The sequence below is a fragment of the Tenacibaculum sp. SG-28 genome, assembly GCF_002954385.1.
Taxonomy (GTDB): Bacteria; Bacteroidota; Bacteroidia; order Flavobacteriales; family Flavobacteriaceae; genus Polaribacter.
On the sequence record NZ_MQVY01000004.1, the window covers coordinates 256,211 to 281,363 of the forward strand.

At 33.6% G+C, this 25,153-nt stretch carries 17 protein-coding genes; 12 read left to right on the top strand and 5 right to left on the bottom strand.

Features of this window, described 5'->3' with window-relative positions; translation table 11 throughout:
• Positions 1-202 precede the first annotated feature (202 nt).
• From BSU00_RS11130 to BSU00_RS11145, 4 genes are read left to right on the top strand one after another with little or no spacing between them, the layout of a single operon-like run.
• Complete coding sequence (locus tag BSU00_RS11130) at positions 203-1,828, top strand: TonB-dependent receptor domain-containing protein (protein WP_233188717.1); 1,626 nt, start codon at positions 203-205, stop codon at positions 1,826-1,828.
• Between the two features lie 5 nt (positions 1,829-1,833).
• The gene (locus BSU00_RS11135; protein WP_105004446.1) at positions 1,834-3,291 is read left to right on the top strand and encodes a SusD/RagB family nutrient-binding outer membrane lipoprotein; all 1,458 of its coding nucleotides are present in this window, start codon (positions 1,834-1,836) and stop codon (positions 3,289-3,291) included.
• Between the two features lie 6 nt (positions 3,292-3,297).
• Positions 3,298-4,191, top strand: coding sequence for a hypothetical protein (locus tag BSU00_RS11140; RefSeq protein WP_105004447.1), 894 nt, complete (start codon positions 3,298-3,300; stop codon positions 4,189-4,191).
• A 14-nt stretch (positions 4,192-4,205) separates the two neighbouring features.
• Positions 4,206-5,753 carry a GDSL-type esterase/lipase family protein gene (locus BSU00_RS11145; protein WP_105004448.1) on the top strand — a complete coding sequence of 516 codons (1,548 nt, stop codon included), beginning with the start codon at positions 4,206-4,208 and terminating at the stop codon, positions 5,751-5,753.
• A 131-nt stretch (positions 5,754-5,884) separates the two neighbouring features.
• On the opposite strand, the gene BSU00_RS11150 is transcribed toward BSU00_RS11145, so the two are convergent.
• Both BSU00_RS11150 and BSU00_RS11155 read right to left on the bottom strand, forming a co-directional pair.
• Positions 5,885-7,048, bottom strand: a complete 1,164-nt coding sequence (locus BSU00_RS11150; RefSeq protein ID WP_369820325.1) for a response regulator — start codon at positions 7,046-7,048, stop codon at positions 5,885-5,887.
• On the bottom strand, positions 7,015-9,987 hold the full coding sequence (locus tag BSU00_RS11155) for a two-component regulator propeller domain-containing protein (protein ID WP_105004450.1): 2,973 nt from the start codon (positions 9,985-9,987) through the stop codon (positions 7,015-7,017). Before BSU00_RS11155 ends, BSU00_RS11150 begins: the two co-directional genes overlap by 34 nt.
• A gap of 959 nt (positions 9,988-10,946) precedes the next feature.
• On the opposite strand from BSU00_RS11155, the gene BSU00_RS11160 reads away from it, so the two are divergent.
• The 5 genes from BSU00_RS11160 (at position 10,947) to BSU00_RS11180 (ending at position 16,725) form a co-directional block, all read left to right on the top strand.
• Positions 10,947-11,855, top strand: coding sequence for an aldose 1-epimerase (locus BSU00_RS11160; protein WP_105004451.1), 909 nt, complete (start codon positions 10,947-10,949; stop codon positions 11,853-11,855).
• A 25-nt stretch (positions 11,856-11,880) separates the two neighbouring features.
• Positions 11,881-13,527: a solute:sodium symporter family transporter gene (locus BSU00_RS11165; RefSeq protein ID WP_105004452.1), complete on the top strand. Its 1,647-nt coding sequence runs from the start codon at positions 11,881-11,883 to the stop codon at positions 13,525-13,527.
• Position 13,528: 1 nt separating this feature from the next.
• Complete coding sequence (gene galK, locus BSU00_RS11170) at positions 13,529-14,674, top strand: galactokinase (protein ID WP_199176789.1); 1,146 nt, start codon at positions 13,529-13,531, stop codon at positions 14,672-14,674.
• Between the two features lie 11 nt (positions 14,675-14,685).
• Positions 14,686-15,714, top strand: coding sequence for a UDP-glucose--hexose-1-phosphate uridylyltransferase (locus BSU00_RS11175; protein WP_105004454.1), 1,029 nt, complete (start codon positions 14,686-14,688; stop codon positions 15,712-15,714).
• A gap of 240 nt (positions 15,715-15,954) precedes the next feature.
• Entirely contained in the window at positions 15,955-16,725 is a 771-nt protein-coding gene (locus BSU00_RS11180) for a hypothetical protein (protein WP_146104849.1), read from the top strand.
• Between the two features lie 198 nt (positions 16,726-16,923).
• Here BSU00_RS11180 and BSU00_RS13490 read toward each other — a convergent pair whose 3' ends face one another.
• From BSU00_RS13490 to BSU00_RS11190, 3 genes are all read right to left on the bottom strand, one after another.
• Positions 16,924-18,954 carry a M1 family metallopeptidase gene (locus BSU00_RS13490; protein ID WP_233188713.1) on the bottom strand — a complete coding sequence of 677 codons (2,031 nt, stop codon included), beginning with the start codon at positions 18,952-18,954 and terminating at the stop codon, positions 16,924-16,926.
• An 8-nt stretch (positions 18,955-18,962) separates the two neighbouring features.
• A complete protein-coding gene (locus tag BSU00_RS13495; protein WP_233188714.1) occupies positions 18,963-20,504 on the bottom strand; it encodes a hypothetical protein in 1,542 nt (513 codons plus the stop codon).
• A gap of 64 nt (positions 20,505-20,568) precedes the next feature.
• Complete coding sequence (locus BSU00_RS11190; RefSeq protein WP_105004456.1) at positions 20,569-21,441, bottom strand: ABC transporter ATP-binding protein; 873 nt, start codon at positions 21,439-21,441, stop codon at positions 20,569-20,571.
• A gap of 352 nt (positions 21,442-21,793) precedes the next feature.
• Between BSU00_RS11190 and BSU00_RS11195 the strand changes: the two genes are divergently transcribed.
• The 3 genes from BSU00_RS11195 to BSU00_RS11205 all read left to right on the top strand — a co-directional run bounded on the left by BSU00_RS11195 (position 21,794) and on the right by BSU00_RS11205 (position 24,480).
• Positions 21,794-22,813 carry a sensor histidine kinase gene (locus BSU00_RS11195; RefSeq protein ID WP_233188715.1) on the top strand — a complete coding sequence of 340 codons (1,020 nt, stop codon included), beginning with the start codon at positions 21,794-21,796 and terminating at the stop codon, positions 22,811-22,813.
• On the top strand, positions 22,810-23,502 hold the full coding sequence (locus BSU00_RS11200) for a LytTR family DNA-binding domain-containing protein (protein ID WP_105004458.1): 693 nt from the start codon (positions 22,810-22,812) through the stop codon (positions 23,500-23,502). Before BSU00_RS11195 ends, BSU00_RS11200 begins: the two co-directional genes overlap by 4 nt.
• Positions 23,503-23,592: 90 nt before the next feature.
• On the top strand, positions 23,593-24,480 hold the full coding sequence (locus BSU00_RS11205; protein ID WP_105004459.1) for an MBL fold metallo-hydrolase: 888 nt from the start codon (positions 23,593-23,595) through the stop codon (positions 24,478-24,480).
• Positions 24,481-25,153: the final 673 nt, after the last annotated feature.

Here is a 25,153-nt window from a genome sequence, read left to right on the forward strand (position 1 = left end):
GATTTCAACAACTTCAATACAATAAGCAATGGTTTAATAACCCATGGTTTATGGCATACGAATACAACCAAGGATGGTTTAGAAATACGACACTTGGTCAGGTGAATTTAAATTATCAAATTTCAGATGATTTGGGGTTTAACGTAAAATCGGGTTTTAGTCCTATAGTCTTAGAACAACACAAAAGGAACCTAAAAGTTACATCAGAGGTTTTAACGATTATTCCGATGGAAACTATTTTGTTAACAACGAATCTAATTTCAACTTCAATACAGATGCAGTGCTGTCTTATTCCAAAGAATTCAGTGAGAATTTTTCGCTCACTTCTAATCTTGGTACTGGAGTTCGTTATGCAAAATACTTGCAATCTAGTATCAACACCGATGGTTTAATTGTACCTAATTATTACAATATTGCAAATTCATTAAATCCTGTTTCAGGAGATAATAGAGAGTCTGAAGAACAGGTAGGTTCGGCCTATTTTACCGTAGATCTTGAATTGTATAATTGGTTGTATTTAGGAGTTACGGGAAGAAATGATTGGGTTTCTACTTTACCAACAAAAAACAATTCCTTTTTTTACCCCTCTGTTAGTACCAGTGCAGTTTTATCTGACTTATTTGACTTACCAACCGCATTTTCATTGTTGAAATTACGAGGGTCTTGGTCTCGAGTTAGTGATGGCTTTATTCCAAATACAGATTCGGGAGAGTTGAGTAACCAACCTTACAATCATATTGAAGCTTATAATCAGGGGGCTAGCTGGAATAATGTAAATTCTGTTGATTTTTCAGGGGTTCAAATAAACCCTGATTTAAATCCCGCAATTTCAGATACTTGGGAGTTTGGTTTGGATGCTAGATTTTTTAGAGGTAGATTAAATGTAGATTTTGCCTATTACAATATCTTAGATAAAAACAATTTAATTTTGGTTCCTGTTTCCGAATCTTCAGGTTTTTCATCACGATTGGAAAACGGGGGGAAGTTTCGTAGAAGAGGCTATGAAATTTTACTATCGGGGAAGCCTATAAAAACTGAAAATTTTGAGTGGAATGTCGCAACCAACTGGACACAATACCGAAGATATCTCGAGGAATCTCCTGATGGTTCAGGAGAGTTTAATAACATCAAAGAAGGAAGTCGAATGGATGAAATTTGGATTAATGTTTTTGAAAAAACTCCCGGAGGACAAAACATCATTCAAAATGGTACAAGAGTTTCCGATCCTTTTGTGCGAAAAATCGGATATGATGCGGCAGATTGGTCTTTTGGTTTACAAAATACCTTTAGATATAAAGATTTCTCCTTGAGTATTTCTGCAGATGGACGCATTGGTGGTTTAATATCATCGATAACCAATTTGGAAATGCATTGGGCTGGAACACATCCAAATACCGTAATTCCTGAACGAGAAGATGCTGTGAATGGTATTTCCTCATATATTGACCCAGGAGTTGTCGTAGTGCAAGGAGCCGTAACCTACGATACTAATGGAAATATTGTAAATGATACTAGAGTTTATGCACCAAACAATACTGCTGTAAATTATATATCTTGGGCAAAAGATATTTATCAAAAAGAAGAGGCTTTTGAAGATTTCTATTACGACGAAACATTTTTAAAAATCAGAGAGATTGTTTTTACCTATAATTTCCCAAAGAAAAATTTAGAGAAAACATTTCTAGACGATGTTTCTTTATCCCTAGTAGGAAGAAATTTATTCCTATTTTCTAACGTGCCACAGATTGATCCTGACCAAGGTTTTGATGATCAATTTCAAAGTCCTTCCGCAAGGAGTTATGGTTTCAACATTAATTTAAAATTCTAATCCAAATGAAAAAGTTACAATATACAATCTTTACTTTATGCGCTCTTTTTCTTTTTTCAGCGTGTGATTTTGAAGAATATCAAGACGATCCAAATCGAATAACAGAGGCAACCCCAGAATTGATTCTGACAAACCTAATTGTAAACTCCTTTAATATTGTAGATGTTACACCAATGTTAACCAGTAGAATGCTTGTATATACTGATGGTTTAGATCTAAACCAATACTACGGATGGACGCGTTCTGATTTTACAGCATACAATAATTTAAGACAAGTGTACAAGTTAAAAGAAGAAGCCGAAAGGCTTGAGCAACCGCATTATATAGCTTTAGGAAATTTCTTTAGTGCATATCATTTTTATAATTTAACCATGACTTTTGGTGATATTCCATATTCGGAAGCCCTGCAAGGGTTTGAATCTAATTATACACCAGTTTACGATGGTCAAGAAGCTATTTTTACAGGAATATTGCAAGAATTAGAAGAAGCAAATAATGGTTTAGCTGCCGCTGACGCCGAAATATCAGGAGATGTATTATTTGGTGGTGATGTTATCAAGTGGCGTAAAGCAATTAATAGTTTTCGTTTACGAATTTTAATGGCGTTATCGGAAAAAGAAGGAGCAAGTAACATAGACATTAAAGAACAGTTTGAAAGAATTGTAGCAAATCCATCTATATACCCATTAATGGAGTCTAATGAGGATGATTTAGCGCTGCCATATTATGACGTAGCCGGAAATCGATACCCTTATTTTGAAAATCAAAATTTAACGGCTGCTTACCTGATGGAGCAAACTTTTGTGAATCTTATGAAAGATAACGCTGATCCAAGATTATTTGCTATAGGTTCCATAACGGAAGAAGCCCAGTCTAATGGATTACAACCAGATGATTTTGCCGCTTACGGAGGTTTAGACGGTAGTGTCACCTTTGACGAATTAAATCTACAACGAGCAGCAGGTATTGGTTCTTTAGTAAACGAACGTTATTACACAGATCCAACGGTTGAACCTGGTGTTATCATGAGTTATGCAGAATTGCAATTTATTTTGGCAGAAGCTGCCTCTTTGGGATGGATTTCTGGTAATCCAAGTGATTTTTATACTAGTGGAATCCAGGCAAATATGGAATTTTACAATATACCTCAAGAACAAATAGATACCTATTTAGCCAGTGCTTTCGCATTGTATAATCCCTCTAAAGCAAAAGAAAAAATTAATACGCAAAAGTATTTGACATACTTTTTTACGGGGGGCTGGGAATCTTATTACAACCAAAGAAGAACGGGTGTTCCTGTTTTTTCCGTAGGAGAGGGAACTCTTAATGGAGATTCGGTACCTAAACGATGGATGTACCCAGAATCAGAATCGAACACCAATCAAGCAAATCTTGAGAATGCTTTAGATCGTCAGTACAATGGGAACGATAATATCAATGGTCTTATGTGGCTTTTAAAATAAAAAATTATGAGATTTTTAAATTATTTACTAGTACTTTTAATTAGTACAATATTTGTTACTTGTAGTAATAATGACGAAGAAATTACCGTTGAGGATACCGTATTGGAATTTGTTTTTTTTGAACGTTCTTCCTTCACTGCGAACGAGATGATAAATAGCACAGCAGGAAATGAAATTATTCTGCAAGCGCAAATGTTATCCTACCCTAGAAATGAGGATGTGGTAGTTACCTTAAATGTGACCGGTGAAAATGTTGAAGAGGGTGTTGATTTTGAAATTTTATCTCCGAATAGAACCATTACGATTCCCGCAGGAGAAGCAAATTCATCAGAAGGTTTCATTCTGCGTACAATAAACAATGATATCGTAAATACTAACGCGCGTAGTATTATAGTTTCGATTGTATCTGTTTCTGACGCACAACTTAATATCGGAGAGAGACCTACCGATCCAGAAAAAGCAAAAGTTACCATTGAAGTTAAAGACGATGATGAGGCTTGCTCGGATGAGTACGATGTTTTCGGTGGAGAGAATTTAACATCCACGATTTCCATCACAGAGACCGACGGAAGTTTTGATCCTTATGACTTTTCGTATTCCGTAACGACCTCTTTGAATGGAGACAAGTTAACTTTAACAGGAGATATAATTGATTTTTTTGAGGCTGATCTTACTGTACAAATGATTCCAGATACAAATGACGTAACGGTTGGTACAGTTTCGTTTACTGAACAAGATTTAGGAGTTCATTCCGACGGATATCAATACCGATTAGTGCAAGTACAAGAAGGAACCTTTGATGCCTGTATGGGAACCATGACCATTTATTACGATTTGGAATACGAGGATTCTGGCGACTGGTATTTTTATTACAGGTTGCAAGGTACTTTTTCTTTATAGTAGAATTACGAAATATGAATAAGAAACGACTAGTAGCCGTATTATTATTTTTTATAGTTCAATTTACTTTTTCTCAGAATAGCATTAGTATTTTCCCTGATAATGATGCTATTCTCTACTCCGGTAGATTTTCATTTGAAAATCCGTTAACACCAAGTTTTAGTATGAGTGCTACTTCGATTAAATTTAATTTTAGTGGTACTGAGGTTAACGGATTTTTTTCTTCAGAAGGAAGCTCTTATTTGTATGTTATAATTGATGGTAAGGCGAATCCGTATAATCGAAAAGTTATTAAGGTTTCTACCACATCAAAAAAGCCGTTTTTGTTGGCAGACAAATTACCATACGGAGAACATACTTTAGAAATAGTAAAATTAAATGAGTCCGACACAAAAGTTTACTTTTATGGTATAGAGATAAAAGGGAAAGGAATTGGAAAGAAACCAAAAAGAGCACCAGTAAAACTTGAATTTATAGGGGATTCTAATACTGCCGGATGGTCTGCGTGGAATGCCTATGACAAGGGTAAAAATGCAGCAAGTGAGTCTTATTTTACCTTTCCTGGTATAACCGCACGAGCGCTAAATGCTGAATATAGTCTTATTGGGGCAAGTGGTTCGGGAATTACAAACTATTCTTCTTGGAATTTGACTAAGAATTACGATCAGATACATTTGAAAGATTCCATTTCCGCAAAAAATACCTGGGATTTTACCTCTAATTATTGGAACTTTATACCCGATGCTGTGATAATTAATTTAGGCGCGAATGATCATTATCCAAAAGCACCTAAAGATTCTATAAAATCAAACTGGAAACGTTTTATAACTGCTAAACTTCGAAAGCATTATCCTAAATCACATATTGTTTTGGCAAATTCATACGGTTGGTCTTTTGATGAACCAACAGATTATATACACGAGGTTATTGCAGAATTAAAAGCTAGTGGAGACACCAACGTTTCTTTTGTTAAATTTCCATGGCTTTGGGGGCAAGAACACGCTGTAATCAGTGAACATGCTGGTTTTGCAAATATTTTAGCGCCACATTTGGCTACAGTATTAGGACTACCAAAACCAATTCCCTCAGCCTTGTCTTCAATTGCAGAGAAAGAAACATTATATAACGGTGATTTTGAAAAAAATATTCTACCCAATATACCTGATGGTTGGCGACCACATAAAGAGGTGACCTTAGTTAAAAATACCAGTTCAGCTTACTCTGGGACTAGTTTTCTTCAAGTTAAAAATGGAGGCTGGGCTCATGCACCGGTGCAAGTCGAGGAAGGCAAGGTTTTACAAGTAAATGGTTTTTTAAAAAGTTCGCAAACGTCTTTACCTAAAGAAAATGCTATTTTTAAGATAGTTTTTAAAGATCAAGGCCAAACAACTATAGCGACAACTAAAGGGCTCTCGAATGTACATACTTCATGGACTCCATTTAGTATTAAAGCCATGGTGCCAGAGGGGGCTTGGAGTGCTTGGATAGTTTTAGAGTCTGGAAAGGATACGGTTGTAGATTTTGATGCCATACGTATACAACAAGTTTTGGAAGAAAACTAAACTAGTGCAACGAAGAAGGTATTGGGGTAGTTTTTGTGATTAAACGTTTTAGTTTATTTATTTTTGATTTTTAGTAAGTAATACAAAATTAATTTCTGTATTACTTACTTTTTTACTTTCATGGGATTTTTTTAAAAATTCATTTCTTTTTTTATCCTCTCTGGGTCTATGGTATTTTCTGTTTTATTCATTTTAATATATTTCGATGGTACCATGCCGTATTGCTTTTTAAAAGCTGTTCGAAAATACTTTAAATCTTTAAAGTCTAGGGAGAAAGCAACTTCAGAAATATTCATGTTCTCGTTTAAGAGCATTTCAGCAGCTCTTTTCATTTTTATAGACCGTATTAATTGATTGATAGAAAGGCCTGTTAAACTCTTTACTTTTCGATATAATGAAGTTCTACTAAATCCTAATTCCCTACATAAATCTATTACATTTAAATTTCCTTTAGGGATGATTTCTAGTACGGTAGCTTCCACTTTATTGAGGAACTCTAACTCCACAGAGTTAGATGTTTCCTCTTGCATAGCCTCCCATTTTTTATTTTCAAAAGTCCTTTTTAAATCTGCTCTCGATTTTAGTATATTTTGAACCCTTGAAATTAAAACGCCAGAGTCGAAAGGTTTGGTTATATAATCATCGGCACCTTTGTTAAAACTTGTAATTTTTACTTTTTTATCTCCTTTGGCTGTTAGTAATAATATAGGGATATGACTTGTTGTGATGTCATTTTTTAATGCATGACATAACTCGTGTCCATCCATTTCTGGCATCATGATATCAGAAATAATAATATCAGGTCCAACTTCTCTGGCAATTTCTAATGCTTTTTTACCATTTTCTGCCTCCAATATGGTAAATGTTTCTTGAAGAAGAGAACTTATGTAACTTCTTATGTCTTTGTTATCGTCAACTATTAGAATGACCTGATTGGAACTATTCTGAACGATCGTACTTTCTTCAGAATCATCCATCTCTTTTACATCCTCATTAATTTCTCCCTTTTGAATGGAAACGAAACTAACAGTTGATTTATTTTCAAAATAGGCTTTCTCTTCAGGGAGTTTCACGACAAATCTAGAACCTTCATCAAGTACACTTTCAACTTCAAGCATTCCCCCGTGTAGTTCTATTAAACTTTTAGTTAATGATAAACCAAGTCCTGAACCTCCAGTACCAGTGGAGTTTTTTGCCTGATAAAATGGTTGAAAGACTAGTTCAATTTCCTCTGCTGAAATACCTCTTCCTTCGTCTGTAACTACGATACATGCAGTATTCCCTTCTTTGAAGATAGTAACAGATACAGTTTTTCCCGAATCGGTAACTTAATAGCGTTAGACAATAAATTATTAAGAACAATCTGGATTTTTTCAATATCTACCCATGCTTTAACCTCTTCGGAACAGGTATACTTAAAATGGATGTTTCTCTCTTTGGCTAAATATTCAAAACTTGCAAATTCCTCATTTCCTAAGGCAGACAAATCGTATTCTCCTACGTATAAATGAATATTTTCTGTTTCAATTTTTCTAAAGTCTAAAAGCCTGTTAATCAACCTTAAAAGTGTATTTGCGTTTCGTTTTACAAAATTTAATGATTGCTGTTGCCTTTGATTTAAGGACCCACTATTTAGTAGGTCATTCACAGGCCCCAAAATAAGTGTTATTGGTGTTCTTAATTCATGTGAAAAATTGGTGTAAAATCTAATTTTCTCCTCCATAGAATTTTGTTCTTGTTGTCGCATCATTTGCTCGTAATAAAGCTTTTGTTTGATAGCAACCTTTTCATTATTGTAGCGATATCCCCAAAGGAGTAGTAAAATTCCGGATACTAAATAAAATAAGTAAGCCCAATGCGTTCGCCAGAATGGCGGTGCGATATGAATACGAATTTTTTTGATAGGTCCTAAGGCACCAGAAGCTTCATCGCGAAATCTTGCTTGAAATTCATACGAGCCAGGAGGTACATTTCTATAGGTAACGATGTCTGTGTCGGTAGTATAACTCCAATTTTTATCATAACCTGTTAGTTGGTAAGAATAGTTTCGGGTGTGAAAAGGGTCAAAATCTAATACACTAAGTTCTATAGAAAATATATCCAAATCTGATTTAAAGTGAAGGTCTTCCTCAATAGGAAGACTGCTAGCCATGATTTCTTTTTTTTGAGCACTTGTAAGGGGCTCGTTATTATATATTAAATCAGTAAAGGTGATTTTAGGAAGTAATCTGGGCTCTAATATTTCTTTTGGGTCAAAAATTGTTAGTCCATTAATACTTCCGAAGGCCAGATTACCCGAACTTGTAAAAAGTGCAGAGCCATCATTAAATTGACTGAAATTCACACCATCTATGGCATTGTAGTTTGTTATTTTCTTTGTTTCAAAATCTAGTAAAGATAGACCTCTATTGGTGCTACACCATAAATGTTCCTTTTCAGCAACCATGCCCCGGATAGTATTACTTTCTAATTTTCCTTGAAACTTTGGTGTTTCAAAGGTTTCCGTATTTCGATTGAAACAAATAAAACCTCTATTTTTAGTACCTATCCAAATGCGTTCTTTAAAGTGCACCATAGACAATGCAATGGGAAGCTCTTTCTTGTTTTCCGAGCTCCAATTATATTTTGATAAATCTCGCGTAGTTTTGTCAAATTTTATTAATCCATCGCCATAGGTAGCAAGCCAGAGAATGTTAGGGTTATCCTCATCATCGAGTATGGCTCTTATATCAAGAGATACAGATTCAGGGATGAATTTTATAGTCGCTTTTGTACTGTCATAAAAGTGTAAACCGCCTCTATTTGTTCCAATCCATATAACAGCATCTTTGTCCTCATGAATTGTTCGTATATCATTAGACTGCAGTCCTAAAGAATTTTCTTGCTTCGTAAATCGTTTTGTTTTCTTTGTTTCTAGGTCAATAATATTGATTCCTCCAGAGTACGTTCCCAACCATAGTTTTTTGTCTTTGGTCTCTTTTATCGTAAGTATTGCATCGTCATTAAGTACCAAAGGCCCATTGGTACTAGCTATTTTAGTAGGTTCTTTTAAATTACTATTGTAATGGTAGAGTCCAGCACCGTCAGTAGCAAACCATATTCCTTTGTTTCGACTCTCTGCAAGTCCTCTTATACTTGTAATGTAGTTTCCTAAGAGTAATTCTTTTACAGGTGGGGTAATTTGGGTTATTGTTTCGCCTAACGGATCGAAAACATTAATTCCTTTACTGTGTGTTCCTAACCAAATTCTGCCAATTCTATCTTCAAATATAGTACTGATGGTTCTATGAGAAATTGTGTTTTGTCCCATACCAGCATCGTATTGTTTCTCCAAGTAAAAATCATTTTTACCATTCGGAATAAATTTATATAATCCTTTGTTCCGTGTGCCAACCCAAAGGGCCTCTTTTGCATCTTGAAAGACGCTTAAAATTTCATCCTCAAATGAAAAATTAAAGTCTTGCATAACAAAGTCATGCAACGCATTGGTTTCAAAATATTTTAATCCATTATTAGTACCAACCCAAAGTCTGTCTTTGTGAAAGTATACATCGTGCATATTGTACGAAATTTCTTTTGCATGGCTATCCGATTGTTTGATGTGATAGGTTTCAATGTCTAACTGAAAAATACCGTGATACCAAGTAGCAAGCCATAAAGTGTTTCCTTTTATTTCAAAATCGGAAATGTTAAGGTTGTTAAAATCTATTCCATCAATAGAATTCACTATGTTTACTGCGGTAAGTTCGTTGTTTGTATACCTGTAAATTCCACCAGCAGAATTACCCAGAAAAATTGTCCCATCATTTGCTTCTGCGATGGCAGTGAAGATTTTTTCTTCGGGAAACAAACCCGATTCGTCTTTCAACAAATACGTGATCGTGTCGGTTGTGTAATCGTATATACCAATACCATTATTTGTTAAAATCCAGATTCGATTTTTTCGATCTACTTTTAATGCATTGATGGTATTGTTTGGGATAAGTATATAGGATCGTTGTTCATCAAATGCGGTAAACTTATTTCCGTTAAAACGGAATAAGCCATCCTCGGTGCCTGCCCAAACATAGCCTAAAGAGTCTTGAACAATGCTATTAACAATTGCGTTCGAAAGTCCTTGTTTTTCATTTAATTCAAAAAATGTTACACTTTTTTGACTAAAAATTAAAGTGGTAAACGAGAGGAAGTAATAAAGTATAGCGACAGATAAATAGTTTAATTTTCGGGTATGCATATTATTTTAATAGGGAATTTGGATGGAGATTACGGATTATAAAAACTTTATTTATTTTTAGTAAGTTGTTAATGTCATTTTCATTTTTAAATTTGTTATGAGTTTTGAAAGGAATGTGTCGCTAATCATTCGAACTCTTATTTTAACAAAAGATTTCATCAAAAGAAATACTTTTCGTAAAACTTAAAATTCAAAACGCTCATAATACCCATAAACAGTTAGGCTAATCTGTTTTATCAAAGTATTTAATCACTAAAAATAATCGGGTAGAAGGGATAGTAGTATGCAAAAGATTTTAGTCAAAAAACCAATACTAATATTTCAAGATTTTCCTAGTTAGAAATACGTTCTGTGTTATTATCTTTTTTCTTTTCAGTAGTATGCGTAGTATAGAAGAACGCTGCTTAATAGCGTTTACTTGAAAACTACATAACAATAACATAACAGTTATCGTTACCACCACAATAGTACGATTTTGTTTTGAATTCACAAAATTCAAATTTTATCCTTTGGAACTAAATAAAATATACGTCGCAATATTTTTGGTGTTATTTTACTTCATAGACAGTATCAATAAATAAAGTTATGTTAGGTATCGAATTTATGGTGAATAATAGACCTAATTTACTTTATAGACTTATACACCCAACAAACATTTAACCGATAATTTTACGTTAAAGTTTGTAATAATTTTTGCTTTTTAAAATTTTGGCATCCTGTTGCTTCAGTCATTGTCCAAAGAAAAGGGGGAAATTGTCCATTTCTTTTATTGACATTAACTTAGTTAGCATGAAATGGTATTTTTACCCGCAATACAAAATAGCTAACTTTATACAGCACAATTGTTACATATACAAAAGCTAAAGACAAAAAATAAATTACAGTAAAAATCGAGTGTAGAAATTCTTTTTAAAAACAGATGATTAGGAAGAATTCTCTTTAATCTAGTTGCATTAAAAATGTTTAATATTACCAAAACTAAAGGAAATAATGTAGACTACATTACAATAAAAGATGTTGCGACATCTAGCTATGCTCGTATTTTTTTACAGGAAGGAGGTAGGTTAGAAACATTGGTATTCAAGGATACTCAAATTCTTTCTGGTTACGCTTCCAAAGAGTATCCAATATACTATGCTTCCTCTATCTTGTTTCCCTTTGCCAATAGGATTAAAAATGGTGTATATATGTTTAATGGTAAAAAGTACCAATTAGATTGCAATGAGGTCGGAGCAAATAACGCTATTCATGGTTTGGTTTATGATAAAAAGTTTCAATTGGTTTCTGTATGTAGTTCCCGGCAATCGGGTAAAATAGAAATACAATACCGAAGCGATGGGAATAGTAAAGGCTTCCCTTTTAGGTATTGTTTAGCTGTAGTTTACGAACTCCATTCCAAAGGAATAAATATATCTGTAAAAGTTACCAATGAAGATACGGTCACCTTTCCTTTTACCATTGGTTGGCATCCCTATTTTCATAGTAAAGACTTGTATAATAGTATGTTGTGTTTTTCAGCTAATGAAAATTACAGTTTCAAGAATAATAATAAAAATGTCGAAGCTATGGTCAAAAAACCAGGGTCCAACAATTCATTTTTAATAAAAAATCTTAGTTTAGACGATTGTTATTTATTGCGTAATAAAGGACTAAATTTTCAAGCACCGAACTATCGTTTAAACCTTTCTGGCTCAGCAAGGAAGTCCTTCGTGCAGTTATACATTCCAAACAAGAGACAATGCATTGCTATTGAACCCATGACGGGAGCAGTAAATTCCTTTAACAATACGATTGGCTTGCAAACTTTGAATGCAGGCAAGAGTTATGTTGAAAGTTGGGAAATAGCAATAGAAACCAAGAACAATTAACTAGAAATATTTAAACAAAAATAATATGCAATTTATAACCTTTATCGGTTTTACAGCTCTTGTAGCCATACTGTCTTATTATAAAACCAAAGAAGTTAAGGAAGTTTCCGCTGATGGATATTTTCTGGGAGGTAGAAGTTTAACAGCTGGATATATTGCTGGATCTTTATTGCTGACTAATTTATCTACCGAGCAAATTGTTGGTTTAAACGGGTCGGCCTATCAAAGTGGTTTGTCTGTTATGGTTTGGGAAACTTTAGCTGCAATAGCCATGGTAGTAACTGCTATGTTTTTACTACCAAGATATCTGAAAGGTGGGCTCACAACAGTTCCAGGTTTTCTAGCTAAAAGATTTGATGTTACCACGAAAACATTAACATCTGTTTTATTTCTATCTGGATATGTTGTAGTCTTATTACCTGTTATTTTGTATTCGGGTTCTTTAGCAATTAGCGGAATGTTTTCTATTCCTTCTCTTCTTGGAGTCACGCATACACAGTCGATTTGGATATGCGTTTGGTTTATAGGAATCGTAGGAGCAATCTATGCTGTTTTTGGTGGATTAAAAGCTGTTGCTGTTTCCGATACTATTAATGCTCTAGGCCTGCTAATTGGAGGAATTCTCATTCCGATTTTTGGTTTGTTACTGATTGGAGAAGGAAATATACTAGATGGGCTTTCTACATTGACTTCAGAGCATCCTGAAAAATTTAAATCTTTGGGAGGGCCAACCGACCCTGTTCCATTCTATACAATTTTTACAGGAATGATGTTGGTGCAACTATTTTACTGGGGTACCAACCAACAAATCATTCAAAGAGCACTTGGAGCTAAAAATTTAGAGGAGGGACAAAAAGGACTATTGTTAGCTTCCTTTATAAAAATATTAGGACCAATTATAGTAGTTCTCCCAGGTTTAATAGCTTTTCATTTATTTGATGGAAACCTCGAGAATGCTGATGATGCCTATCCAATGCTTGTTAAAAAAGTATTGCCAAAAGCATGGGTTGGCTTTTTTGCAGCCGTTTTATTTGGCGCGATTCTAAGTTCGTTCAACAGTGTTCTTAACAGTTCTGTAACCCTTTTCGGTTTAGATATTTATAAACAACACATAAATAAGAATGCCGATGAAAAGACGGTTGTAAAATACGGAAAAGCATTTGGAGTTATTTTAGCAATTGCCGCTATGTGTATTGCGCCTCTTATTGCGAATGCTGGAAGCCTTTTTGCCTATTTACAGGAGGTAAACGGTATCTATAGTATCCCTATTTTAACCATTATTGTTATCGGATATACTACCAAAAGAGTACCTGCCCTAGGCGCTAAAGTAGGATTGTTATCTGGTTGTGTCTTGTATATCATAAGTCAATTTTTTATGCAACCTTATTTTGTTACTAAGGCCATAAACAACGCAAAGCAATCTGGAATAACTGATTCTTCTGCTTTAGAGTTAGTAAAAGTGAATGCCTATCCTCACTTTTTGGATATTATGGCTATTTTATTTGTGTTAAATATTGTAATAATGTTGGTAATTGGTAAGATAAAGCCAAGAAACACGGATTATGTTCAAGTGCACACTAAACAGGTAGACACAACCCCTTGGAAGTACATTCGTATTGCTGGAGCTTCTATCTGTTGTATTGTGATTGCTATTTATGTTTATTTTGCTTAAGATGAATAAGAATCTTGTTAAAAAAGTACGTGAATTTTACCAAAGAGAATTTACAGCAACTCCAATCGAAATTTTTTCTCCAGGACGAATTAATCTTATAGGAGAACATACAGATTATAACGATGGATTTGTATTTCCAGCAGCTACTAATAAAGGAATTGTTATAGCATTACAAAAAAGTACTGCAACTACAAGTACCGTTTGGGCCTTAGATAAAAGTGAAGTTTTAATTTTTTCCCAAGACAACAAGCAGCCGAAGGAAACAGGGAGTTGGAAAGATTATGTTTATGGTGTTGTTTCTGAAATCCAAAAACTAGGAAAGCAAGTTGGTGATTTTAATGCTGTATTTGCAGGAGATATTCCTAGCGGATCTGGGATGTCTTCCTCTGCAGCCTTGGAAAATGCTCTTGTTTTTGGATTAAATTCTTTATTTGACCTTCAGCTTTCCAGAGCAGAGATGATTTTAATATCACAGCGTGCAGAGCATAATTACGTAGGGGTAAAATGCGGTATTATGGATCAATATGCAAGTATGTATGGTAAGGAAAATCACGCCTTACTTTTAGATTGTAAAACGATGGAGGCAACACCGTTTAAAATTGATTTTAATCCATATGAAATATTGCTCATAAACACCAACGTAAAACATAATCTATCTGAAAGCGCTTATAACGAACGCAGGAAGGTCTGTGAAAAAGTAGCCAAACAAACAGGAGTTTCTTCCTTAAGAGGCCTTAGCCTTGAGAAACTTTACTTATCTCGCAATACAATTAGTACCGAAGATTATCAAAAAGTATTATATGTTTTGGAGGAAAATCGTCGAGTGTATCACTTTGCGGAGGCTATTAAAAGGAAGGACATTCATACAATGGGGGCTTTATTATTTCAGTCACATAATGGTCTTCGTAATCAGTACAATGTAAGTTGTTCGGAGCTAGATTTTTTGGTAGATAAAGCAAAAAAGAATGAATATGTAATTGGTGCGAGAATGATGGGCGGTGGTTTTGGTGGTTGTACTATAAATTTAGTAGCGAAATGTGAAATTGATAATTTCAAAAAAGAGATTGCAACACACTATAAAAATACATTTCAAAAAGAGTGTTCCTTTTACCAGGTATCTCTTGCCAAAGGAACCCATCGTATCTAATACTTATACAAATGAAGCATACAAATTTGCAAGATTACTCACACAAGCGATTTAATATACTAACGGGAGAATGGGTTTTGGTTTCTCCCCACAGGGCTAAGCGTCCATGGCAAGGGCAACAAGAAGAAGTTGTTATGGAAAAAAGAGCTAGTTATGATAAGGATTGTTATTTGTGTCCTGGGAATACAAGGGTCAATGGAGAGATAAATCCTGATTATAAGGATGTTTATGTTTTTTCAAATGATTTTGCGGCTTTACAAGCTTCATCCCCAAAATTTTCCTATGAAGAAGGATTGATTAGAGCAGAAAGTGAAAAAGGAATATGTAAAGTCATTTGTTTTAGTCCAGACCACTCAAAAAGTCTTGCTGATATGGAGGTTGCGGCAATTCAAAAAGTAGTTGAAGTTTGGCAGCAAGAATACAGAATACTGGGGAAAGAGAGTATTGTAAATTACGTACAGATTTTTGAAAACAAAGGTGCTGTTATGGGGTGCAGTAATCCGCATCCGCATGGTCAAATATGGAGTCAGTCCTCTCTGCCAAATGAGGTGCAAAAGAAAGATTTTCAGCAGAATAAATATTACCTAGAACACAAAACAAGTCTTTTGGGAGATTATTTGCAGCAAGAGTTACAAGTAAAAGAACGAATCCTATATCAAAATGATGCTTTTGTGGTATTAATTCCTTTCTGGGCTATATGGCCTTTTGAAACCATGATTATACCCAAAAAAATGTCTAAAAATATCTGTGAAATTTCAGAGGAAGAAAGTTTTGCATTTGCTGATGCGATTGCTGTTCTAACCAAAGCATATGATCGCTTGTTTCAATGTTCGTTTCCCTATTCAAGTGGCATCCATCAGGCTCCAACAAATGGAAACGAAAACAAATATTGGCATTGGCATATGAGTTTTTACCCACCTTTGTTGAGAAGTGCTACCGTTAAAAAGTTTATGGTGGGATATGAGATGTTTGGTTCACCACAAAGAGATATTACTGCTGAAAAAGCCGCGGCTTTGTTGCGAGAACAAGTAATTTTATAATACCTTCATTCTTTCTTGGAAAACCTAACCATATCGGTTAATAACCGTTTTGTTTTCAACTTATTCATCCGTAAGTTTGGCACAGAAAAAATAGAAACACACGTTTATTTTAAATAAAAGAATGCACTAATTCTAGCACTTTGAAATGCTATTGTATGGTAATTTATCTCTTCTTTCGCAAATAGATTATTGTTGATGTCGAAATATTATCTTACTTTGGGGCAAAAATCTAAATAAACTATGAGTATTAAACAGTTAGCATATAGCGTTTTATTTGTTTTTATTGTTGCTTTTACAGTTTCGTCTTGTTCTATTTATACAGATTCCTCAGGGAATGGACAAGGTTTTCATGACGGAACAAGCTCCTATCCAGACGGGTGGCAATGGAATGAAGGGAAGTATTATTACCAAGGTGCATGGCATAGCAGATTACCCTATAATTATTATGGTTCTTATTTCCATAACGGTACCTGGAGAACTGCGCATGGAAACTCAAATAACGGTGACCAAGGGTATTATCCACCGAATTGGCAATACAATAGAGGGAAATACTATTATTACAGAGGATGGCATAGCAGATTGCCATACGATTATAGAGGGTCTTATTTTTACAACGGATCGTGGCATACCGCCCACGGGAATTCTAACAATGGAAATCACGGTTCCTATCCCTCTGGTTGGGAGTGGAATCAAGGGAAATATTACTATCAAGGAGGTTGGCATAGCAGACTCCCAAGTAATTTCAATGGTTCTTATTTTCATAATGGATCGTGGCATACCGCACATGGTGATTCCAATAATGGAGACCGATATCCTCCAGGATGGCAGTCTAATCAGGGCAAATATTACTACAATAGCGGTTGGCATAGCAGGCTTCCTAGTAATTTTAATGGAAGATATTTTCACAATGGCTCTTGGCATACTGCACACTGGAATTCAGGTTCGGGAGGCTCAGGGTTTCATGATGGAGGTAATGGCTATAATAAAGGTTCCATGAAAAAAGCCAAATAAACCAATACAACCGAATACAATAAAGGAGAAAATGAATAAAAATCTATTCATTTTCTCCCTCTTATTTTCTTCGGTAAATTCGTTTCATCAGGTTACGTTTCTCAGTAAAAATCACGAACTAAAAAGTATGTTAAAGTATCACTTTAACTAATGGTATTGTTGTTTGCTTTATTTTCTTCCATATTTTTAGATAAGCAATCACGGAAACCAAATTTGTTTTTGATTGTCTGTTGTATTTTTTTCAATCAATTTATAGTAAGGGTCAATACTAACTTTTGATGGTTTTTCCGAAAGAAGTATTGTAAAGCTAGATTTGTTTTTATCAAGTTTGTATTCTTTTAAAGCAATAATTTTAGAACTTCCGTCTGCGTTTTCTCCATAAATTTCGATATCTATCCAATCCTTTAGTGGCGCTACCTGCTTTGTGCCATTTTCTAAAATATGATATTTTTTTGCCCCTACAGTAATTCGCAATTCATAATTTTTATCGTTTCTTTCTCTACAAATTACATCCAAAATTTTACAGTCATAAATGGTTACTTTTTCAAGTAAATCGGTGAGTGTATTTTGATACATGTCGGGAGTTACCTCTTTTAAATATTGCATAAGATCTTCGGTTGTTGGATATTTTTCTTGAAAAAAAGATGGGCTAATAAGATTCCAGTCTTTAATAAAATTCCGCAAGGCAAGATTTACCTTGTCCTCTCCTATGTATGCTTGTAAAGCATGCATAACCAGAACTCCTTTTCTATAATAAATGTGGTCTTCATTCTCCACCTCAATTAGAGGTTTTTCTTTACTTTCATAGTTTCCTTTGTCTTCCCAATATATTTCTAATTCTTTCTTTAAAAATTGTTGTATTTTTTCTTTTGAATACTTTTGTTTTAGTACCATGATTGCAGAATATTGCGCAAGAGTTTCCAAAATCATATGTCTTCCTTGCACATTTGCAGCTGCAACTTGTAATCCCCACCATTGATGTGCTAATTCGTGGGCAGTTATGTAAAATGCCATATCTACATCTTTTGTGTCGTCTATGTCTAGCATAAATCCTAAATCTTCAGAGAAAGGAATCGAAGTCGGTAAAGATTGTGCGAATTGTGTGTAACGTGGTATTTCCATGATCCGTATTTGCTGGTAAGGGTACGGACTAAAATTTGTAGTGTAATAGTCAAGTGACATTTGCATAGATTCCATCATGCGATTTATATTGTATTCATGTCCTTTTTGATAGTATATTTCAAGAGCAGTATTTTCTTGATTTTTATTTTTCCAAATTGATTTCGACACCTCATAAGTGGCTGAAACAATGGAATAAAAGTTTACCATTGGTTCTTCCATTTTATAATGAAAATAGCTACGATTATCTTTTTCCCATTTTTTAACAAGTGTTCCTGGTGCAATGGCAGTTTGATTTTTATCGGTTCCAATAACTATTTCAAAGTTTATTTTATAACCATCATCACCGTTGACAGCATTTTGTAATTCGTTTTGGTTTGATTTTTTTGCTATTATTTTTCTTGGAGCCAAAGCCAGTTGCTGTCGCTCCTTTGCGTTAGAAATTTCATATTTTCTATTGTAGCCGAGTGTTGGTAAATCCTTGTTATTGAAAAAGGTTCCATTTTTAATAATTTTTGTTTCCACATCAGAAATGTTCAAACCAGAAACACTGTACTTTTGGGTAAATTCCATAGCAATTGATTCTTTCGGTTTTAGAGGCTTTTCAAGACTGTAAATTAAATAGCCGAAATCTAAATAAGTGCTATCTGGTTTGGTAGCAATATCAAATGTAATATTTGAAATCTTAACTTGTTCCTTAAGTAGTTTTTGAATGTGAATATCCGAAATGTTTGTGTCGGAATTATTAGTTAAAAGGTAGGTTCCATTAATTGTGTAGCTATTTTTCTGTGGATATAGTTCTACCTGTAAATTAACATCCGATATTTCAGGTTGGTTATGGTATTCAAACTTTTTTAGCCTTTTTTCATAGGCTACTCTAAAGTTTTGCTGTTTGGTTTTAGACCAATAAGAATTTACGATATTAGTTTGATAGTAAATATAGCCTCCTAATAAGACCCATAAAATGAATGCAACGAAGAGACTAAATTTTAAATTGCGAGACAATGGGTTTTTATTGAGTTTCCAACGAACCAACTTTCTTTCTGAACCGCTACTATTTAATTTACTTGTAAGAATAAAAATAATACAACAAAAAACGATCCAGTACATTTTAAGCACTATAAAAGGCCATAGATAAGGCCAAAGCCATTCATCTGTGAGTAGACGCCTAAATCAGTACCACCAAAATTAAGTAAACTATGTTGGTAGCCAAGGATTGGTAGGGCGTTGGAAACGATTAAAAATAAAATGACAACTAAATAGCTAATATATTTTTTTTGCAGAAGTTTATGTATGAAAAAGGACATAACAGTGTAGAGTGCTAAAAATGTTAAAAAGTGCCCGAAGAAGTTCATCAGATATACCTCTATTTGAAAATTATAATACCCTTTATATATTTGAAAAACTATTCCGGATAGGATTAATGTGAGCATTAGTACCCCATATACTAGAAGTAAACTGCAATATTTTGCAGCCATACTAATAAAACTAGAATTAGGTAACGTATTGTAAATGATGTCAAATTTTACATCTCTTTCCTTCCATATGAGTTCTCCAGAATAGAAGATGAACAGAATAATAAAAAAGTAACTAGACATTTCTAATAGTTCCTCCACAATAAATTGTGTTGCAGGATAACTATCTACACCAAAAGTTGTTCCCAAGCTAATCGAATTCATTATAAGAATTACAGCAGAACTCAACACAATCGCCCAAAACGATATCTCTCTAATAATGGTATTGAAATAAAATAAAGTACTTTTAAAAAATTGTATAAATTTTCCTTTTAGACTATAATTTAACTGAAATTTCGGTGTAGTATCGGTCTCTAATGCATATGAGGTTTCTTGAACCTCTTTCTTTTTTCGATTATTTGGTGGTACAACATTATAATTGAATTTACGAAACCCTAACATTAAAACTAAAAATGCGATGACCGAATACAATAAATTCTTCCAAAATAATACGCCCTGATTAGGAATGGAGAGTTGATTTATATCCTCTATACTCCACGATTTGGTAACTGATGTTAAAGTATTTAGAGCAAAAGGATCTAAAATAGCACCGAGAAATTCGTTATCGATACCTCGTGTTGCCATAAACAAAATAAATATGATTAGTCCTTGAGTGTAGACAATAATTAATTTTCTATACAAAGTTCCGCTAACAAAAAAAAGGGATGCACCAAAAAATAAAATAGGAACTACAATAGTAAAAAATGGTTTCACATAAGAATATATGGTAAAAGGCAGTTGCTTTTCGGCGTCTCTCCAAGGCATATAGTCTCCAATAATGGTTCCCAAAATAAGCGAAGAAAAAATCATTAGTAATACCAAAAATGATCCTAAAAATCTACCCAACAAATAGTCTTGTTTTTTAATGGGATTGATAAACATCAGCGCTTCCATATTGTATTGAAAATCTCTTAAGACAGGAACGCCCATTATAAAGGAGGTAATAAACATAGAAACTCCGGTAATTACGCCCATTGTTTTAGCAATAATTAAAGGAGCGTTTTTCTTTACTTCGCCTAAATCTGTTCCTTGGTAAATAAAGTCTACCGCTACCACTGAGAACAACAAAAGGAATAGGAAGAAGAGGTACGTATCTAAACGTTTGATTCGGTATTGTATTTCAAATTTTAATATAGGATACCACATGATAGTGTATTGTTAAAATGAATTATATGTTGCCATAATGGTTCTGATATGACTACTTGTTTATTTATTGGTGTGCTGCTATAGAGTAGAAATATACATCCTCAAGTCCTGCAGTTTTTGGATGAAAACCATTACCTGGTTCCGATGAACTGTAGATGGTGATTACAGGTTTCCCCAAGAATAGTTTGTTGGCAATTACCGTGTATTTTTTTTGATATTCGGATATGTCTTCTTTAGCAATCGATTTTTGAAAAATAGTACCATGAATATTTGCAATAGCATTTTTGGGAGTATCTTGGAGTAGTACCTTTCCCTGATTAATAATTGCCATATTGGTACATAGTTCTTTCACATCCTCTACAATATGCGTCGATAAAATTACTACAGTGTCCTGACCAATTTCACTTAAAAAGTTATAGAATCGATTTCGCTCTGATGGATCTAATCCCGCTGTTGGTTCGTCTACAATAAGTAATTTAGGGTTGGTAAGTAATGCTTGTGCAATTCCAAATCGCTGCTTCATTCCTCCAGAAAACCCTCCTAAATTTTGCTTTCTCTTAGCGTACAGATTGGTTCGGTGTAAAAGGTAATCAACGACGTTTTTGCGTTCTTTTTTATTGGTTATACCTTTTAAAGTAGCTAAATGTAACAATAGAGTTTCAGCAGAAATTCTTGGGTAGACCCCAAATTGTTGCGGGAGGTATCCAAGGCTTTTTCTTAAATTTTGCTTGTTTTCAAGTGTGTTTTCTCCATCAAAAAATATATTTCCGGTGTCTGGTTCTTGTAAAGTTGCAATTGTTCTCATCAATGTTGATTTTCCCGCACCATTTGGCCCGAGAAGTCCAAAAATACCTTTTGATATATGCAGTGATACATTCTGAAGTGCCACCGTACCATTAGCATATGTTTTTGATAAATTTTGTATTCGAAGTTCCATGTAATTTCTGTTTTGCTTTTAATTTTTAAACAAAACTATTTGCGAAAAAGTAAAGGAAAAAATAGTAGGGATGAGTGTGCCAGAAAACGGGGTGTAAGTTTCGTAAAGAGGTATTGTGTAATTTTATCCCTTAAAAAATATCGTTCACCATCAAAATATATGCGTATATCCATTTCTTTGTTAGGTTGTAAAAAATCTCTTAGTTTTGAGTATGAATTTAGTGTTAAGAAAGTATCACAGACTATTATTTGTACTCGTCGCAATTGTATTATTTTTATTTTTATCGCGAGTTTGCACTGTCTATAATTTACGTTATACAAGTATTCTGTTTCTTGCTTTTTCATTCCTTTTTTTGGCGTATATTACTTTTTTTACCATCAAAAAATGGCGTATAGGAGAGAAATACAGAATTCCTTATTCATCCTATGAGTTTTATATTGCGTCCTTGCTTTTTGCTTTGGTTTGTGTTGTTGGAATATTAGAGGCAAATCCTACCAAACCAGATTTTGCAGCAGTTTTTTCCTTGTTACTGTTTTACACAGTAGTATTTGTACTTATAAAAGTGATAAATGTATACAGAGGAAGAAAAGGAGTTTCCTTGTTGTCAAAGATATTTCTACAAAGATTAGTATTTTTTCTTTTTGTATTTGGTGTTGGACGGATCATCATCATCATAGAGGAATATGGAGATACCGATGCCCTACTTCTTGTTACTCTCTTTTACTTTCCGATTGTTATATTCTTAATTATTCGGTGGTCATTTCAACAAATTAAGTCTGTTTTAACATTAAAGAAAGAAAAGACAAAGACAGAATTATTATTACTTAAAAGTCAGGTGAATCCGCATTTTTTCTTTAATATGTTAAACAATCTGTACGGTCTTGTTAGTGCAGACCCCGCTTTAGCAAAGCAACTAATTTTACGATTATCGGATATGATGCGATATAGTATTTATGAGGGGGGAAGAGAGTTGGTTCCTATAGAGGAAGAGGTAGATTTTCTTAAAAATTTTATAGAATTACACCAAATGCGGTACCGCAAACAAATCGATGTAAAATTCACAACTACTATTCAACAGAATTACAATGTAATGCCGTTGTTATATATAATTCTCTTAGAAAATGCGTTCAAGCATGGCGTTGAAAATTTAAGAAAAAATGCTTTTGTACATTTACAATTACATGCTGCAGAAAACACAGTTTATTTCTCGATAGTAAATAATTATGATGCTACTGCATTATCAACATCGAAAGGCATAGGTTTAGATAACTTAAAACGAAGACTTGCTTTGGGGTATCCTGATAAACATTCATTGATTTTCACAAAAGAAAATAATAAATATAAAGTTGAATTAACCATTACCACATTATGATTACCTATTTAATAATTGATGACGAATATATAGCTCATGATATAATACAGGGGTATTGTAATTTATTGCCAAATTTAAAACTCATGAAAAACTGCTATGATGCGTTTGAAGCAATGGAGTATTTGCAGAATAATAGGGTTGATTTGCTATTTTTAGATTTAAATATGCCAAAATTGAAAGGGTTTGATTTTTTAAGAACACTACCTATTCCTCCAAAAGTAATCGTTACGACAGCATATAAGGAACATGCGTTAGAAGGGTATGAATTAAATATATCCGATTATTTATTAAAGCCATTTTCTTTTGAACGTTTTTTAAAGGCTATAAATAAAACTTTTAGTACACATAATGAACAATCACCTTCTTACAAAACATCGAATGTGTCTAAACGTGTTTTTTTTAAAAGTAACAAAAAGTACGTGCAAATAGAATTAAGTAAGATTCTTTTTATTGAAGCAGCAGGTAATTATATAAAGTTGATTGCAGCAGATACAACTATAACACTACGAGAGAAATTATCTACTGTGTTAGAGGAGTTGCCAAAAGAAGATTTCTTACAAGTACACAAATCTTTTGTAGTAGCTACCGCTCATATTCATTCTATTGAAGGGAATAGAATACATGTACTCGACTATACAATTCCTATTGGGAAATTGTACAAAAGTAATATTACCAGAATTATAGAATAAAAACATCTAGTCTTTTTACTAAAAAAACTTCAATAATTTGTAATTTTTAAACTGATTTTGTGACTTTAAAAAAAACCAAATCTTTTATTTATGAAATTTTCTATTGTCGCAAAATTTTTATTATTATTTCTTATTCCGTTTTTAGCCTTAGCACAAGCAAAAAAAGACATAACCACCCATCAAGTAACCGAAAAGATTTATATGCTAGAGGGTAGAGGTGGAAACATTGGACTGTGCGTCGGGGAGGATGGTGTTTTTATGATTGATAGTAAGTTTAAAGACTTAAGTCCTGCAATTAAAAAAGCGATCCGTTCCATAACCGATAAACCCGTAAAGTTTTTAATTAATACACATTTACATGGAGATCATACCGGGGGAAATGAGAATTTTGCAAATGATGAGGTGGTTGTAGTTGCACATGATAATGTACGAAAAAGAATGCTATTACTGCAATCTGTAAAAGGAAACAAAAAAGACCTTTTTCCATCAAAAGCACTTCCTGTTGTTACTTTTTCAGAAAATATTAATTTTTATTTTAACAATGAAGATATCCATATTTTTCACGTGAATAATGCACACACTGATGGCGATGCGCTTGTGTTCTTCAAAACTAGTAATGTACTTCATATGGGCGATACGTATTTCAGAGGGAAATATCCATACATAGATGTAAATTCTGGAGGCTCTGTAGAGGGATATCTTAACGCTTTAAAAGCTGGTGCTGCAATAGCAAATGACACAACTAAAATTATTCCAGGACATAATGAGGTATCCTCTAAAAAAGAACTTCTTGCTTATATTCAAAAAATTACAACCATTGTAGAAAGAGTAAAAAATGCCATAAATGAAGGCAAGACCGAAGCGGAAGTAATTGACGATGAAAGTTTGTCAGAGGAGTTCGATGCAACGATGGGAGATCGTTTTATTAAACCAGAGTTTTTTAGAAGATCTGTTTATAAAAGTTTAACTAACCAATAATGGCCAAAGAATTACATAGTATTTATCCAATAGAAATTCTATTGTAAATTCTAGACTTTAATATTCAACTTGTTTGGAGTATTCTACAATGGATTAGAAAAACTATAATTCATATTTTTACAAGTAAAGAAAGGCACCATTCCGAGCGAAATAGTGCCTTTCAAAAAACTAACCAAACTTCTAAAAAAATGAATAACAATATATAATTGTTACTTAAATTTACGCTATTTATTCATTTAATAATTTGGATCTTAGACAAATGGTTTGTTTTTTATGATGAAATGCATAAATGAAACCGTTAATGATTTTTTTAAAATCTATGCTACAATAAATAATGGAGCATAAAAAACTCGTATAATGGTATCCGAGTCATTTTATGAAAAAGAAAGACCTAGGCTTAATCCTAAGCAAGTTAAAGTTAGGTGAAAAACTATCGATAAAACACAGTGTTTTAATGTATTATTTGATTGCAGATTTTCTTTTAAACTATAAATTCGTAGCGATAAATTCGGTAAAATTAGTTTGTGGAACATAAATTAACGTAGAGGAGTACAAATCGATGTTTGCCAAACAGCGGAAGAAATAGGCTCGAAAAAAGCGTCGTAAGCAGAAGAATGGAAAGTAGTTTTACAGATGTGGTGAGGTGGTTTATAGTTTTAGTAGAGGGTAACTA

What these genes read in the sequence shown, in the direction of transcription:
- BSU00_RS11135 (WP_105004446.1), top strand. Translation starts at nt 1,834, where the DNA reads ATGAAAAAGTTACAATATACAATCTTTACTTTATGCGCTCTTTTTCTT.
- BSU00_RS11140 (WP_105004447.1), top strand. Translation starts at nt 3,298, where the DNA reads ATGAGATTTTTAAATTATTTACTAGTACTTTTAATTAGTACAATATTT.
- BSU00_RS11145 (WP_105004448.1), top strand. Translation starts at nt 4,206, where the DNA reads ATGAATAAGAAACGACTAGTAGCCGTATTATTATTTTTTATAGTTCAA.
- BSU00_RS11155 (WP_105004450.1), bottom strand. Translation starts at nt 9,987, where the DNA reads ATGCATACCCGAAAATTAAACTATTTATCTGTCGCTATACTTTATTAC.
- BSU00_RS11160 (WP_105004451.1), top strand. Translation starts at nt 10,947, where the DNA reads ATGTTTAATATTACCAAAACTAAAGGAAATAATGTAGACTACATTACA.
- BSU00_RS11165 (WP_105004452.1), top strand. Translation starts at nt 11,881, where the DNA reads ATGCAATTTATAACCTTTATCGGTTTTACAGCTCTTGTAGCCATACTG.
- galK (WP_199176789.1), top strand. Translation starts at nt 13,529, where the DNA reads ATGAATAAGAATCTTGTTAAAAAAGTACGTGAATTTTACCAAAGAGAA.
- BSU00_RS11175 (WP_105004454.1), top strand. Translation starts at nt 14,686, where the DNA reads ATGAAGCATACAAATTTGCAAGATTACTCACACAAGCGATTTAATATA.
- BSU00_RS11180 (WP_146104849.1), top strand. Translation starts at nt 15,955, where the DNA reads ATGAGTATTAAACAGTTAGCATATAGCGTTTTATTTGTTTTTATTGTT.
- BSU00_RS13490 (WP_233188713.1), bottom strand. Translation starts at nt 18,954, where the DNA reads ATGTACTGGATCGTTTTTTGTTGTATTATTTTTATTCTTACAAGTAAA.
- BSU00_RS13495 (WP_233188714.1), bottom strand. Translation starts at nt 20,504, where the DNA reads ATGTGGTATCCTATATTAAAATTTGAAATACAATACCGAATCAAACGT.
- BSU00_RS11190 (WP_105004456.1), bottom strand. Translation starts at nt 21,441, where the DNA reads ATGGAACTTCGAATACAAAATTTATCAAAAACATATGCTAATGGTACG.
- BSU00_RS11200 (WP_105004458.1), top strand. Translation starts at nt 22,810, where the DNA reads ATGATTACCTATTTAATAATTGATGACGAATATATAGCTCATGATATA.
- BSU00_RS11205 (WP_105004459.1), top strand. Translation starts at nt 23,593, where the DNA reads ATGAAATTTTCTATTGTCGCAAAATTTTTATTATTATTTCTTATTCCG.